The organism is Rhizobium sp. BR 362, from assembly GCF_036528765.1.
Classification (GTDB): domain Bacteria; phylum Pseudomonadota; class Alphaproteobacteria; order Rhizobiales; family Rhizobiaceae; genus Rhizobium.
Window position 1 is genome coordinate 1 of record NZ_JARWGH010000038.1, and the last position, 14240, is coordinate 14240.

The window sequence follows — 14240 nt, forward strand, 5'->3', positions numbered from 1 at the left end:
GGCCACTGAAATCTTCAACTTCGACGTATCCAAGCCGATGAAAATTACGCTATCTTCTTTCATGGTTCGTCCTCGCTTAAGCGTGGGGCTCGGCTCCGGCCTATCCAGAGCAACCCCCGACTTCAGCTTACTGCGGGGGCGGGCCACCTTCACCCCGCGAACATACGGTCTATAATATGAGCGGCTCCATCGCCACCGTCCTGACATACCTGGACAAAACAGATCCCGATGCGGCTGCGATCGCACGGGAGCGATATGGTTGCCTGACGCCGTGGCAGAATGATCCGGCGACCTACGGCCGTGCTGCGCTGAGCTCCGGTTACCGGACATGCGAAGAGGCGGTGCTCCAACAGTGCCGCGATCTGCTCCAGCAGCGGTTAACTGAGGGCCCTGACGGCGACGAGTTCCTTGACGCCGCGCAAAGCGCGAAGCTGCTGGCATCCGCCGAGCGATACTACCGCATCATGTACTATGGCGGCCGGCACGCCTGGAACCTCAGAGACAGTTACATGGCCGAAACTCTGGAGCATCTCCTGGACGCACGTGGTGCGAAAGCCAAAGCCGTCGTCTGGGCGCATAATTCCCACGTAGGCGATGCCCGCCATACCGACATGGGCGTAGTGCATGAGGAAGTGAACCTCGGCCAACTCTGCCGCCAGCGGTTTGAGGGAGAGTCGGCCGCCATCGGCTTCGGCACGCATGAAGGCCAGGTGGCAGCGGCCAGCGATTGGGACGGCGAGATGAAGATCAAGGACATTGCTCCCTCACTGAGCGACAGTTACGAGCGTCTATGCCACGACTCGCGCAAACCGAGATTCCTGCTCGACTTCGACCGTGACCAGGTCCTTTACGACCGGCTGGTCGAACAGCGTCTCGAACGTTTCATCGGCGTGATCTATCGGCCGGAAACGGAGCGCATGAGCCATTACATGCTGGGGTCGCTTCCGCAACAATATGACGCCTTCGTATGGTTCGATCACACACACCCGGTAAAGCCATTGGATCGTGCTTCGGATACCGAAGGGATGCCAGACACTTTTCCATTCGGCCTCTAAACCGGCTCAGCTTGCCGCAGAATGGAAGACGATTTCGCGTGGCCGCGGGAACTCCCAGGAAGCTGGGATGTTTGGTGCGACGTTGAGACGATGAACCACAGGTCGTTGCTGATGCAATCGGGTGGGACAACTACTGTAGACAGTTCGGAAAACGATCCGGACCTCCTGGTCGCGAACGGTCTTCCGCAGTGGGTCGTACGCTCTCTTGCCGATAACGGCATCCGGCGTGCAAGCGAAGTGTCGGCGCTAACAGACGCGCAGTTGCTGAAGCTCAGAGGCGTCGGCATCCAATCCGTGAGGCTGATCAGGACTGCAGTCGGATATTACCATCCGCCCGCAAGCGAGACGCCGGACGAGGCGTCCTTAAACGACGAGGCGGCATCCAACGCGGGCCCGAAAGATCCCGCATCAGGTTCGCAATAGCCGCTGCAAGCGGTCGGCATAGCGCTCAAGGGTCCTCCTGACACGCAGAGTTTCGAGCTCGCTGTCACCCGCGCTCGCCACGGACCACAGGCCGATTTGAAAGCCTAAATAGGATGCTTCAAACACAGTGAGCACATCCTCCCGTAACTCGCTATCCACCTTCCGTGCAATGATCTCCGCAAGCCGGGTTCGTTCGGCAGACGACAGATCGAATTCGACGCACGCACCCGCGATATCCCAGGCGATATCCTGACAGCCAATGAGATCGTGGGCGCCATTGTGATCGAGCGCATCGGTTTTCAGGAGAGAACCGTCATCCTTCAGCAGCCATTCCCAAGCATGGAGCCGGTTGTCCGTATCGACGCGCTGCAGGTGCTGAACCAAATACTTCCGACGATCGATCAACAGCTCGAGCTGCCTTGCCGAGTCCTCACCGATCGCTTCCCCGACATTGCTGACGGCCATTTGGCAGAGATCGCCAAGCGATGCACCGCCATGCTGCGCCGGAAGATAACGGGCGCGAAAGGCGAGATAGCGGCCGATTTGATCGACCACCCGTTCCTTGGTGAGCGCTGAGGTCTCGACGGGCTGTCCATCGATCCATGGCTCGACGATGAAGCCGTAACACGTGCCGATGACCATCGGCGTAAACCCGGCCTTGCCCAACAGCGCTCCGCGACGTCGTTTGTCCGCTCCGGCTTCGCAAAGGCCGGCAAACTTGACCAGCCAGCGTTTATCGCCTTCGGATACGAGAAATTTCAGCTTTTCCTGTTGCCTATAGCTGGGTGGCCAGTTTTCCGGATCGTCATATCGAAAGGCGCGCCAATTCCCGCCGGAGAGTTCCCGCCAGGACGGTTTGTGAGCTCCCACAAGCTCGCTTACCCATGCCTGAAGGCTGTGCGCCCCTTCCGGCACGTCAATGATGAGCTCACGAGCCTCGACCACATGCTTCGGCCGCTCATTCCAGCGCTGGCGATGAGCGTTGCTGGCATGTGGCCCGAGATCGCCTTTGTGGCTCGGAAAGAAATGAAGGCGGCGAGAAGAGACGCCGTTGGCGAGCAACCAATCGGCGACACAGCCGAATGAACTGCCCGACAATCCCGGCCCTTCGTCCACGATGGCGAAATCGACGTCACGCTCTGTCAGGATGCGTTCCCTGAGCATTTGGCCGATCTGAAGATGGCGGCTGAACGGATGCCCGGTCGGTCGCAGAGAATAGGCAGGACCGGAATCGAGCGCGGCCGCGACCAGCGCCGCCAAGCTCATGCCGATGCTGCGAATGCCGATCACGACCGTTGTGGACGGCAGGCCCGATCGCAAGGCGGCCTCGATATAGCTTTCGGGATAAAGCGCGTAAAAAGCATAGCCCTCCGCGCGTTTCATACGCACCGGCTCGCGGCTGTCGAGCCGCTCAAGCAGGAGGGGCCATTCCGCGGGAAACACCAAGTCCCCAAGGAAACTTGCCTGCCATGACCGCAATATCGACTGGGCTTGCACGAGCAGAAGCCTCGCACCCGCATCATGAATGTCGGAGACGTCATCGGCAGCTCTTTGCTTAAATTCCTGGTCAGCCAACCCCTGGGCGAGCTCACCCGTAGTCACGAAAGTCTGAAACAGGAGTTCGTGCCGCCGTCGCCCCGGCGGCAGTGATATGCAGGCAGACATGTGTTCGGCAATCCGCCTGCGAACGGAAGCGGCATCTTCAACGCGCGCGATATCGCCATAAACCAGCATCATCGATGTCCTTGCCGCCGACAAGCATACCGAACGCGTGAAAGACCCCAACGATCCCTGGCCGCGCTTTCGGCGGGAATTTTTTCGGGAACACATCCCGCTCCGGTTTGTTTGGGCAATGCTTTGTAGATGCTGGAGATGGATATGCATACGCAACCGATCCGCGTCGGCCTTGTAGGTGTCGGCAATTGCGCGTCGTCCCTTGTTCAGGGTTTGACTTATTATCAAAACGTAGAAAGCAATGAGCCGGTTCCCGGTCTCATGCATATTGAACTTGGTGGCTATCACGTCCGCGATGTCGAGATATCCGCGGCGTTCGATGTCGCAGCCTCGAAGGTGGGACGCGACGTCGCGGAAGCGATCTATGCCGAACCTAACAATACCAAGCGCTTTGCCGATGTCGCGGCAACCGGCGTCAAGGTCCAACGCGGCAAGACGCTCGACGGAATAGGGCGATATCTCAAGGATGAAATCCCGCAGTCGACGGAACCAGTCGCCAACGTCGCCGATATCCTGCGCCGCTCGCACACGGATATACTGGTGTCCTATCTGCCGGTCGGCTCGGAAGAGGCTACCCATTGGTACGCCGAACAGGCGCTCGCCGCCGGCTGTGCCTTCATCAATTGCATTCCGGTGTTCATCGCTTCAAAAAGCGAATGGCAACGCAGGTTCGCCGAACGCGGTCTGCCGATCATCGGCGACGACATCAAGAGCCAGGTCGGCGCGACGATCGTCCATCGAATGCTCGTCAACCTGTTTCGCGAGCGCGGCGTCAAGATCGACCGAACCTATCAGTTGAACTTCGGCGGCAACACCGATTTCCTGAACATGCTGGAACGGGAACGATTGGAATCGAAAAAGATTTCAAAAACGCAGTCGGTTACCAGTCAGCTCGATGTTCCCCTTGCCGCTAACGATATTCATGTCGGTCCCAGCGATCACGTGCCGTGGCTGACGGACAGGAAATGGGCCTACATCCGGGTCGAGGGCACGACATTCGGCGGCGTGCCGCTGAATGCGGAACTCAAGCTCGAAGTGTGGGACTCGCCCAATTCCGCCGGTGTCGTCATCGATGCGATACGCTGCGCGAAACTGGCGCTCGATCGCGGGATCGGCGGCCCACTGATCGGCCCCTCGAGCTATTTCATGAAGTCGCCGCCGCAGCAATTCACCGACCACGAAGCGCGCCGGCGCACCGAGGCCTTTATCGAAGATCGAGAGGATGTTCTGCGTGGAGCGGCGGAATGACGGTAACCATCTTCCTGGTGCGTCACGCCGCTCACGACAATGTCGGGAGCTTTCTTGCCGGTCGAATGGAAGACGTCGTGCTCGGTGAGGCGGGGCGGGCTCAAGCCGAGCGCCTGGGGCAGCGCATGAAGCGCGAGGATATCGAGGCAATTTATACGAGCCCCCGCGAGCGCACGCGCGAGACGGCGGCGGCTATTGCCAAGGCGTCCAACCTCGGTCCGCCACAAATTGCAGAGGCGCTGGACGAGGTGAATTTCGGCGATTGGACAGGAAAGACGTTCGACATGCTCAACCAAGATCCGCAATGGCGGCGCTGGAACAGCGTCCGCAGCCTCAGCCGCACGCCCGGCGGTGAAAGCATGCTGGACGTGCAGCACCGCATATTGGGCTTGATAGAAACCCTTTTGAACAATGGCGGTGGCAAGAGGCTGGCGCTGGTGTCGCATGGCGACGTCCTCAAGGCCGCGGTCTGCCATATCCTCGGCCTGCCGATCGACGCCTGGCCGAGATTCGACATTGCGCCTGCTTCCATCACCACCATGACGGTCGGCGACTGGGGCGCAAAAATCATCACGCTCAACGAAATTTGTCCGTGATCCTCGCACGCTGGAGAAGCTTATGATCGAAGCAGCAATGATCTGGAACGAACCGAACAACAAGTCTCATTGGGATCCGGAAATCGATCCCGATTGGCGTCGCTTTGGCCATATGGCAACACTCGCCGCAGATGCCATCGCCGCATCGAATCCGGACATCATCAAAGTGCTGGGCGGGATTTCGCCGATCGATTCTGGTTTCATGGGCCGCATGAAGGATTACGGGGTGCTCGGTCACGTCGATGCTGTCGCGGTGCATGGTTTTCCGCTCGACTGGAACCTCTGGCAGATCCAGGAATGGCCGGAAAAAATCGATGAGATAAGAGCTGTGACCCACCTTCCGATTTGGGTCAGCGAGGTCGGGGTATCCAGTTTCGGCGCGGAAGAAGTGCAGCTCTGGGGATTGAAGCGCACCGCCGAACTGCTGAAAGGAAAGGCGGCGCGGCTGCAATGGTACAGCCTTTACGATCTTCCGCGATCGTGGGAGGCGACGACCCGTCATCGGGAAGCTGAGGGCTCCTCGTATTACCGGCATTTTTACATGGGGATTTTACGCGAGGATGGCACTCCGAAGCCGGCGCTGGAGGAGTTTGCCAGGCACACGCCCGATTTCGGGCTCGTACAATGGTTTCACTTCGAGGATCCGAGGCTTGACGAGGCTGTCTCGTGGATGAGGCGGCTCGGCGTGCGGTCGGTGCGAACGGGCCTGTCCTGGGCGGACCGGTTCCGTCCCAATGCACTTGATTGGTTCGACCGGCAGATGCGCAGCCTCGAGGATTTCGAGGTGACGGTGACCTTCTGCTTCACGCCGGAGCATCGAGGCATCGCCCCGCATCATACCAGTGCCCCCCTGATTCCGGAGGAGTTCGCGGCGTTTTGCAGCGAAATGGTGGATCGCTACGCGCCGCGGCAGGACTCGTCAGCTCCTTCAATCGCGGCCTTCGGCGCCCGTTGAGCCGAACCAGTCCAACATCCGCCCCAAGCGTCCGCGAGAGTAGGCAAATCCGTGGTAACACGTCAGCACGGCCCGTGCCCAGGTGATATAGAGCCCGGGCCAATGCAGCCGGCGTGCGAGCCAAAAGACGCGATGGCTCCAGAGGCTGATCTCATAACGCATGGCGTAGATCATCCTGCGTCTGGCGCTCAAGCCGCTTTTTGCGGCAGTGACCCGCTTGCGGGGGCGGAGCCCCCATCGTGGCCACGACAGGCGGAACGCGAGACCTTCCCGGCGCTGACGAAAGCCTGCCGCCTGGGTGGCGATCACGAAATCCGAGTCGACCTCGGACAATTCGATCCGTCCTGACCTCATGCCGTCACGAATAAGATCGAGAAGCACGGGCGATCGAACGATCACGACGTTGGTCCCTCGCCCATCGGCTGAATAAGGTTCTTTCCAGGCATCACCGAAAGCGATATCGGCAGTTTCCGCAACGACGTCGTCACAGAAGTTGCAGGCGGAGTTCTGGAAGAAGCCGGCGCCCCAATCGCCATCCGCTAAATCCCACCAGTCCCGGCCGCGGGTTTCGCCGTTCCGCAACGTCAATTGGGCGCGATACCAGTTGGCCGGCCGGTCAGGGCGTTTCATCCGATAATCGAGCCGCTCCACATCGCCGACATCCTGCCCCATTTGCCAGGCGAAACTTTCGGCCATGCGCGCGCTTTTCATGTGCCCGCAAAAGAGGCCGAGTGTGAAAGCGATGCGTTCATTCAATATCGGATCTAGGGCGCAGGACAATCTCACAGCCTTGATGAAGCATGGAATGCCAACGATCGCGTAACGGCCGGGAACCGTTCTGATCGTCTCAAGAACCTCGGACATCTCAATCGGATAGTACCGTGATTTTGCGCCGGCGCTGAGCGCTTCCAGGCTGCGGGACAACGTGTATCGGAACAGGCGGCGATCGCCGTCTGTCGAGGGGTCGACAGCCGTGACATGTGCCACGCCGTCGACAAACCCTCGCCGCAACAGCTCGGCCGCGACCCAAGTGACTAGCCCCCCCGAACTTCCATTGGCCCGAAAATCGTCTTCTTCCACATGGCCGACAAAGGCTGCATCAAACCGGCCGAGTAGAGGATCGCGGTTTTGCGCCGCCGCGAAATGACGCTCAGCCAGTTCGTCTTCATTGCTGGAAACGGGAGAGAAGGGACAAAGTCTTGAGAAATTGCCGTCCCTGTCATGCAGCCATTGGCGTGACCCGCTCGGCTTCAACTGGCCATAACGGTCGAAATTCATCCGGACACGGGTTCCTTTCGGCAGGGCCGCACAGGCGCCGCAACCGATGCAGAGACCGTAGCGGATGATCTCGTTCCGGTTCGGTCGCGCTGGAGCCTCGCGCGGATCAAGGAGCGTGCTGGACGACATGTTGCAGATAGGCGCTGGAGTTGCGGCGCAAGGCGGTGATGCGCTGGGAGATGGCCGTTCCCGGCGGTTCGCCGAGGACTGCGTCGAGGTGCAGGGATGACGATCCCTCGGGTATGACGTTCCGCTCGGCGCCGACCATTGCGGTCAGATCGAGCAACTTGTTGGATCGATAATCCGAAAGAACGCAGGCAAACGGCTTGTCGTTCACGAGCGAAAAGACGCAGCCGTGGAAGAAATTGGTCACTACAGCCGTTGCGCCGGCCATGAAGCGCGCGAAGTCCTCAGGCCCGGCATCGATCCATTGTTCATCCGCCCAATCGTTTCGATAACCGATGCTGATCAGGGTGATGGATCGCCCATCGGCCCATCGACGAACAGTGCGCTGAAACCAGCCGGGAAAACTGTGGCCATAAACGGCAAGGTAAGCCGATCCCATTTCCTCCTTTCCCGCATTCCAGATGGCCTCGGGAAATTGCAGGCATGGGTCCAGCACCAATTCGGCATCCAGCCCCAGCGCATCCTTTATCAGGCGCTTCGAATTGAGATCGCGAACCGAAATCTGCGAAAACCTGCGCAGGCTGTCGGCCCATCGCCCTCTCAATCGGTCCAGAGAGTCAAAGTTTCCAAATGTCGCGGCGTAGGAGACGAGGCGGCCGGATCGCAGCCCTTCGCCATAAAACGCTCCGCAGCCGCCATACCAGGGATGTCTGAGGTTCCAGACTTCATCGCTTCCAACGATCACCAGGGGAAACTCTTCCGCGTCGGCCGGCCTTTCCAATGGGAACGGAGCAGAAAGCGGCAGCGCAGCGAAAGCGTCGAAGAACCTGCGTATCTTCATCTTATACAGAGGTAAATCATCCCGTCTTGTCGGGATCGGAAGCAGTGGCTGGAGTGCACAACCCCACTCTGCGCGATCCGCGCGCGCCGACCTGTGCTCCAGCAGAATGGCATTCAGGCCTATCGTCTCCAATCCCTCGATCAGGCAACGGGCCTGCCAATAGGATCCGTAATTGATGCAACGATGGAAGGTCAGGACGCCTACTCTGTCACGGCCGGCGCTCTGGGGAATTGGGGCTTTGCTTAGATATTGCGGGGGACGATGGGAAAAACGGATCAAATCTGACATAGACGCTCACGTCCCAGGGCACGAATTCTCAGCAACTGAGTTGAACGGTTGGATATCGACGCGCCACATTCCGCCGATGTCTCCGTAAGCTGGCTCCAAACCGGGCGACAGTTTAATTGTTCCCGTGAGGAGAGCATCGTCTCATTCGGAGGCCCTGGCGAAGCCATCGCCGAGGTCGATGTCCGCAATCAATGGAAGATGGTCCGAAGCCAGGCTTGTCAGCCGATTTCGCGGCACGGTCGTGCCGAGGACCGCGAGATCGGGACTGACGAAAATATGATCCAGCCGCATCAACGGATAGCGCGAAGGAAAGGTCGGCCTCGGCGGCTGATTGCCGGAAAGCTGGACATCCTTCAATGCGCGAGTGGCGAGCCGATAAGCCGCGGAGGCAGGAACGGCATTGAAATCCCCGCAGACGACGGTGGAAACAATATCCTTGCCGCTCCCCGGCAGCCATGCTGGGCCGAGAAGCGCCGTCATTTGCTGGACGCGATCGCGCCCCCGAAGGCCGAGATGGGTGTTGACGAGGTGCAATTGCCTGTCTCCCACCATGACTTCGACGGAAAGAGCGCCACGCTGTTCGCCGAGCGACGGCAGCGGCCCGGCCTTGATCGCCTTTGTCGGCAAGGCCGTTATGAAGGCGTCTCCATACTGCTCGTCGGCCACCGTCAGGGCTGGATTGAAATGCGCCTCCATCTTCAGCAAGGAGGCGATCATGTTTGCCTGATCGACGCCGCCGGTTCTGTGGCGGCGGACGTCGATCTCCTGCAGCGCCACAATATCAGCCTGCGCCTCCGCGATGACGGCGGCGATACGGCCAGGATCGATCTTGCGATCCGTACCAATGCAACTGTGCACGTTGTAGGTCAGAATTCTGATCGATCTTCCGTGGGGCATGGCCGAGGAACACCGAACTCGCCCGATCGTTCCGCATCATCGGGACCGTGTTCCTGCCCGCGGAAAAGGATAGCCAATGACGTTGAAAAGCCTGATAGGGAATGGCCTGATCATTGCGGCGACATGCCTTGCATTCTGGCTCTTGTATCGCATTCTGCAGAACTACAGCTTGGATGACATCCGGAACTCGCTGCTGAGCATTCCGCTCCGGCGTCTCTGTTTCGCGTTGCTCTGTGCTGCCGCCTCTTACCTTTGTCTCACCGGCTTCGATTTTCTTGCCCTCTTATCGCTGGGCAAGTCTTTGCCTTACCGCAAAATTGCGCTCGCCTCCTTCGTCAGCCTCTCGATGGGCCACAATATCGGCTTTGCCGGCCTGAGCAGCGGTGCCTTCCGGTACCGCTTCTATTCACGCTGGGGTCTGAGCATCGAGGAAGTTGCGAAGATAGTGCTTTTCTGCGGTATCACGGTCGGCCTGGGGATGACCGCGCTTGGCGGAACTGCCTTGCTGGTCGATCCTGCGGATGCCGCGGGCCTGCTGAGCTCCAACACCCGCGACGTTCGAACGGCCGGGGTCATCATTCTTGCAGTGCCGGTTCTCTATGCATTCCTTACCATGGTCCTGCGGCAAAGAATGACCTTGTGGCGCTGGTCCTTCGAATTGCCCGGGCCTCACATAGCCTTGCTGCAAATCGTCATCGGGGCCTTGAATTTCGTCTGCGTCTCAGCGTGCTTGCATCAGTTGCTTTCGGCCTTCGCGGATGTTGCGTTGTTCCGATCGATCACCGCGTACGTGCTGGCTAATACCGCTGTCATGGCGACCCATGTTCCTGGCGGCCTCGGCGTGATCGAGACAACCGTCTCCTATATCGTGCCGAATGCAGCCTCCATCGGGGCCTTGATCGCCTTTCGCTGCATCTACTTCCTCATTCCCCTCATCCTGGGAACGACCCTTCTGATCGTCAGCGAATTGGCGTCTCGGCATCGTTCAGCTCGAACGAAGGATCCGGCGAAGGCGGCCGACAAGACGACGGGAACCCAGGCGCCCCAGCGGACGGGCGGGATCGAATAGCGCGGTCCCTGCAATCGGCCTGGTCTTTTCAGAGGTCGTTGCCAGCGGCTTTAGGCACCGGGCTCCGACATTCAGCTCAGCGATTGCGTGGATGAGCGATCCGCTCCGTTGAAAGGCATTTCGAACGGCGCCGGCGGCGCAGCCGAGATATTCCGCCACGAGCATGTTGCGCAGCTCGTCGATTGCCAAACGGTGAGCGGGTTTAAGGGCCTGAAAGAGAATATCGCATTCGGTATCGAGCCCCTCGGATCGATGGTTGAGATTGGAGGAGCCAATGCGGAGCAGATTGTCATCGGCGATCAGAAGTTTCGAGTGGACCAGCAGTTCGACCTGCTTTTCGCCATCGGGAACCACCGGATAGAAGACGCGCAGCCGGCCGTGACGATCCGCATTCATGAGACGCCGAATTATCCTGTCGCGATTGCTTCCCATGACGAAGTCCTCGATCAGACCATGGGACTTGCGCGTGCAGACGATGACGACCTCCGGCCCATCGTCCTCCCGCAGCCGAGCGGCAATGGCTTCCGCGACATTGAAAGAGGCGAGATATTGCGTTTCGATATAGAGCTGACGTCTCGCCGTGGCGATCACCTCCCTTGTTACGGCAATTCCCTGACTCACGCCGTCCCGGAAAAAGGTCGCCGGTTCGGTTATCGCAAGCCTGACCGGTACATTCTCAAACGATGCGGCGAGATCGTCCGGCCAGCCGACGGCCGTCTGCGCTGGCAAGGCCCTGTATTCCTCGCCCGTGGCATCCGCCCATCTTCGCCTCGCGGCAGAGGCGATGAGCCTTGCCGCATCCCCCGTCACCATGGCTTGCAGGTCGTGAAGCGGCTCGTAGGACACACCTTCGGGATCGCGCCTCAGCTTGTTGCGAACCCTGTGGCCCCGCGTGTCCCAACGCCGCGACGTCAGATCGATTCCCCCGATGAAAGCGATGGAATCGTCAATGCAGACAAGTTTCTGATGGTGACATCCTCTAAGGGCGGACTGGACGGCAAAGCGCAGGTCGATGCGACTGTTCTTCGGAAAGTTTTTCTTGCGCAACACCTTCAAGGATTTTTCGGAATAAATCGGCCCCAAGGCCCAGATCAAGATTCGAATCTCAAGATCGGGATTGGCATCCGCCAAAGCATGCAGAAGATCCCCCAACGTTTCCTTGGAATTCTCCGGCTGCAGGCGGATATCGGGATTGAAATCCCACCCGATGATCCAGATCCGCCTTCGCGCATGGCGCAGAATGTGAGCTAACCGCGAAAAATAGGTACTGCCGTTAATGAGGAAGGCCGTTCTTGCCGCAATACCTTCCAACCGCATATCTTCGGCCTTTGGCGACATGGTAGAACCCTTTACTCCTCTCTGTTTCGACAGCCGATCGTGCTCCGACAGGTCCTTGTCGCTTTCACCCATGAAAACGCAAACGCTTGGATTTTTCCAAGGTTCCGCCGCAGGATGTTTGATGATGCGCGGCCTCTTCAAAGCCCAGGAACAAGTCGCCGTCCGCGCAGTTCCTATTGAATGACGAAGACAGGCACGATCCGCATCGGCATCTCGGGATGGACTTATGCCCCTTGGCGCGGCGTCTTCTATCCGCAAGATGTGGCACAGAAACGCGAGTTGGCCTATGCCTCGCGGCAATTCCCTTCCATCGAAATTAACGGCACCTTCTATGGCCTGCAGCGCCCCGAGGTCTTTGCCAAGTGGCGCGACGAAACGCCCGACGATTTCGTCTTCGCGGTCAAAGGCTCCCGCTACATTACCCATCTGCGCAGGCTTCGCGATGTCGAAACCCCGCTCGCCAATTTCATCGCCTCCGGCGTGTTGCGCCTCGGCCCGAAGCTTGGACCCATCCTCTGGCAGTTTCCGGCACGACAGCGTTTCGACGCCGATCTGTTTTCCGCTTTCATGAGAATGCTGCCGAAAGATACGGTCGCTGCAGCAAAGCTTGCCGGACGGCACGACGAGCGGCTGAACGGTCGGGACTGGGTGCAGGCCCATGGCGAAAGGCCTATCCGCCACGCATTCGAAATCCGCCACGAGAGCTTCGTCGACGCGGATTTCGTTGATCTGCTTCGCGAGCATGAAATCGGGCTTGTCTGCGCCGACACGGTCGAGTGGCCGCTGCTGATGGATGTGACGGCCGACTTCGTCTATTGCCGTCTCCACGGCTCCGAAGAGCTTTACGTCAGTGGCTATGACGATGAGGCACTGGATATCTGGGCCGACAGGATCGATGACTGGGCGCATGGCCGCGAGCCTGCAAATGCCAACCGCGTGCTTAAGCCGCTGAAGCCCGCACGCAAGGGCCGCGACGTCTATGTTTATTTCGATAACGACGTGAAAGTACGAGCGCCTGCGGATGCGCACGCGCTCGCCGCACGGCTTGGATCTATAGGAACCACGTCACGACCATTCCAAGAACGGATGCCGCCACGACGGAGGTCGACGCCCATCCAAGCCAGCGCAGCCAGCCGGTCACCGTAAACTTTCCCATGACCTGCTTTTTCGCAGTCATCAGCATCATTATTGTCATGACCGGGACGGCAACGACCCCGTTGATTACGGCACTCCAATAAAGGGCCGAAATGGGGTTGACGGGCGTGAACAGTATGCCCATTCCGAGAACGCAGGCCATAATCAAGGTCGCGTAAAATGCTTTTGCGTGCTTTGGTTTCCTTGAAAGTCCGACCGGCCATTTGAACGCCTCGCCGATCGCGTAGGCGGCTGCGCCGGCAAGGACCGGAACCGCAAGCAAGCCGGTGCCCAATATGCCGACGGCGAACACGACAAACGCGACATCGCCCGCAATGGGTCGCAATGCCTCGGCTGCCTGCGCCGAGGATGAGATGGCCGTAACGCCGCTCTTATGAAGTGTTGCCGCGGTCGTCGCGATGATCGCCAGAGCTATGATGTTCGAAAACGCCATGCCGATCAAAGTGTCGGCGCGAATGCGCGTAAGCGCGGCCGGCGCTTCTCTCGGCGCTTCGACCAACGGATGTTTGTGACGATCGATCTGTTCATTCTCGACTTCCTGGGAAGCCTGCCAGAAGAACAGATAGGGTGAGATCGTCGTGCCCAGAATGGCGACGATCGTCGTGAAGAATTCAGCATTCCATATGATTTTGGGCACGAAAAGGCCGGCAATTGCTTCGCCCCACGATATGTTGATGGCAAATACAGCGGCAACATAAGCAAAGAGGCTGAGCGTCATCCATTTAAGCACCGAGGAATAGCGATCGTACTCGACGAAGACACTGGCAATCGCGCAAGCGCTGCCGAAAGCGACGACGTAAAGCGCCTCGGGCCCGCCGACCAAAAGTTTCAACGCGTCGGCCATAGCACTGAGGTCTGCTCCGATGTTGATCGTGTTCGCTATGAAAAGCAGTCCTACAATGAGGTAGAGCAGCCAGGCGGGGTAGTGCCGGCATACATTTCCCGCAATGCCATGCCCGGTCGTGCGCCCGATCCGCGCGCAAATCTCCTGAATTGCCGACATCAGCGGATATGTCAGCAGCATTGTCCATCCGATGCCATACCCAAGTTGAGCACCCGCCTGGCTGTATGTTCCAATTCCAGAGGGATCGTCGTCGGATGCGCCGGTGATAAAACCAGGCCCCAAAATCTTCAGGAACCGTCGAAAAGGCCCATTCGCCACCCTCGTCCCCTGTCGCTCGGCAGTCTCGGTCACGGATTTAGCCCCGCTTCTTCAGCCGAGCGCAAACTGCATCGC

At 59.1% G+C, this 14240-nt stretch carries 12 protein-coding genes and 1 pseudogene; 7 read left to right on the forward strand and 6 right to left on the reverse strand.

All coding sequences use genetic code 11. The annotated features are described in order from the left end of the window. Positions 1–167 precede the first annotated feature (167 nt). Positions 168–1055: pseudogene (locus QDY28_RS26675) on the forward strand (erythromycin esterase family protein); the annotation flags it as partial. Positions 1056–1145: 90 nt separating this feature from the next. Continuing rightward, positions 1146–1478, forward strand: a complete 333-nt coding sequence (locus QDY28_RS26680; protein ID WP_331384344.1) for a hypothetical protein — start codon at positions 1146–1148, stop codon at positions 1476–1478. Here QDY28_RS26680 and QDY28_RS26685 read toward each other — a convergent pair. After that, complete coding sequence (locus tag QDY28_RS26685) at positions 1464–3212, reverse strand: hypothetical protein (protein WP_331384345.1); 1749 nt, start codon at positions 3210–3212, stop codon at positions 1464–1466. The two genes, QDY28_RS26680 and QDY28_RS26685, sit on opposite strands and share 15 nt — an antisense overlap. A gap of 144 nt (positions 3213–3356) precedes the next feature. Here QDY28_RS26685 and QDY28_RS26690 point away from each other — a divergent pair, with 144 nt between their 5' ends. The 3 genes from QDY28_RS26690 to QDY28_RS26700 are packed head-to-tail and all read left to right on the forward strand — an operon-like array spanning position 3357 to position 6011. Further along, complete coding sequence (locus tag QDY28_RS26690; protein WP_331384346.1) at positions 3357–4460, forward strand: inositol-3-phosphate synthase; 1104 nt, start codon at positions 3357–3359, stop codon at positions 4458–4460. Next, positions 4457–5056 carry a histidine phosphatase family protein gene (locus tag QDY28_RS26695; RefSeq protein ID WP_331384347.1) on the forward strand — a complete coding sequence of 200 codons (600 nt, stop codon included), beginning with the start codon at positions 4457–4459 and terminating at the stop codon, positions 5054–5056. Before QDY28_RS26690 ends, QDY28_RS26695 begins: the two co-directional genes overlap by 4 nt. 22 nt (positions 5057–5078) lie before the next feature. Continuing rightward, positions 5079–6011: a beta-xylosidase gene (locus tag QDY28_RS26700; protein ID WP_331384348.1), complete on the forward strand. Its 933-nt coding sequence runs from the start codon at positions 5079–5081 to the stop codon at positions 6009–6011. On the opposite strand, the gene QDY28_RS26705 is transcribed toward QDY28_RS26700, so the two are convergent. The 3 genes from QDY28_RS26705 to QDY28_RS26715 all read right to left on the reverse strand — a co-directional run bounded on the left by QDY28_RS26705 (position 5985) and on the right by QDY28_RS26715 (position 9441). Then, on the reverse strand, positions 5985–7289 hold the full coding sequence (locus QDY28_RS26705; RefSeq protein ID WP_331384349.1) for a Coenzyme F420 hydrogenase/dehydrogenase, beta subunit C-terminal domain: 1305 nt from the start codon (positions 7287–7289) through the stop codon (positions 5985–5987). The genes QDY28_RS26700 and QDY28_RS26705 overlap by 27 nt on opposite strands. Before the next feature lie 106 nt (positions 7290–7395). Further along, positions 7396–8487, reverse strand: coding sequence for a polysaccharide pyruvyl transferase family protein (locus QDY28_RS26710; RefSeq protein WP_331384386.1), 1092 nt, complete (start codon positions 8485–8487; stop codon positions 7396–7398). Between the two features lie 198 nt (positions 8488–8685). After that, the gene (locus QDY28_RS26715) at positions 8686–9441 is read right to left on the reverse strand and encodes an endonuclease/exonuclease/phosphatase family protein (RefSeq protein WP_331384350.1); all 756 of its coding nucleotides are present in this window, start codon (positions 9439–9441) and stop codon (positions 8686–8688) included. Between the two features lie 76 nt (positions 9442–9517). On the opposite strand from QDY28_RS26715, the gene QDY28_RS26720 reads away from it, so the two are divergent. Beyond that, positions 9518–10510: a lysylphosphatidylglycerol synthase domain-containing protein gene (locus QDY28_RS26720; protein WP_331384351.1), complete on the forward strand. Its 993-nt coding sequence runs from the start codon at positions 9518–9520 to the stop codon at positions 10508–10510. On the opposite strand, the gene QDY28_RS26725 is transcribed toward QDY28_RS26720, so the two are convergent. Beyond that, a complete protein-coding gene (locus QDY28_RS26725; protein ID WP_331384387.1) occupies positions 10427–11848 on the reverse strand; it encodes a phospholipase D-like domain-containing protein in 1422 nt (473 codons plus the stop codon). The two genes, QDY28_RS26720 and QDY28_RS26725, sit on opposite strands and share 84 nt — an antisense overlap. Positions 11849–12028: 180 nt before the next feature. Between QDY28_RS26725 and QDY28_RS26730 the strand changes: the two genes are divergently transcribed. Then, positions 12029–12994, forward strand: a complete 966-nt coding sequence (locus QDY28_RS26730; RefSeq protein WP_331384352.1) for a DUF72 domain-containing protein — start codon at positions 12029–12031, stop codon at positions 12992–12994. On the opposite strand, the gene QDY28_RS26735 is transcribed toward QDY28_RS26730, so the two are convergent. Further along, positions 12900–14198 carry an Nramp family divalent metal transporter gene (locus tag QDY28_RS26735; protein ID WP_442967596.1) on the reverse strand — a complete coding sequence of 433 codons (1299 nt, stop codon included), beginning with the start codon at positions 14196–14198 and terminating at the stop codon, positions 12900–12902. The two genes, QDY28_RS26730 and QDY28_RS26735, sit on opposite strands and share 95 nt — an antisense overlap. Positions 14199–14240 lie beyond the last annotated feature (42 nt).

Coding starts and splice junctions, on each gene's coding strand:
- QDY28_RS26680 (WP_331384344.1), top strand. CDS start 1,146: ATGAACCACAGGTCGTTGCTGATGCAATCGGGTGGGACAACTACTGTA.
- QDY28_RS26685 (WP_331384345.1), bottom strand. CDS start 3,212: ATGCTGGTTTATGGCGATATCGCGCGCGTTGAAGATGCCGCTTCCGTT.
- QDY28_RS26690 (WP_331384346.1), top strand. CDS start 3,357: ATGCATACGCAACCGATCCGCGTCGGCCTTGTAGGTGTCGGCAATTGC.
- QDY28_RS26695 (WP_331384347.1), top strand. CDS start 4,457: ATGACGGTAACCATCTTCCTGGTGCGTCACGCCGCTCACGACAATGTC.
- QDY28_RS26700 (WP_331384348.1), top strand. CDS start 5,079: ATGATCGAAGCAGCAATGATCTGGAACGAACCGAACAACAAGTCTCAT.
- QDY28_RS26705 (WP_331384349.1), bottom strand. CDS start 7,289: ATGAATTTCGACCGTTATGGCCAGTTGAAGCCGAGCGGGTCACGCCAA.
- QDY28_RS26715 (WP_331384350.1), bottom strand. CDS start 9,441: ATGCCCCACGGAAGATCGATCAGAATTCTGACCTACAACGTGCACAGT.
- QDY28_RS26720 (WP_331384351.1), top strand. CDS start 9,518: ATGACGTTGAAAAGCCTGATAGGGAATGGCCTGATCATTGCGGCGACA.
- QDY28_RS26725 (WP_331384387.1), bottom strand. CDS start 11,848: ATGTCGCCAAAGGCCGAAGATATGCGGTTGGAAGGTATTGCGGCAAGA.
- QDY28_RS26730 (WP_331384352.1), top strand. CDS start 12,029: ATGACGAAGACAGGCACGATCCGCATCGGCATCTCGGGATGGACTTAT.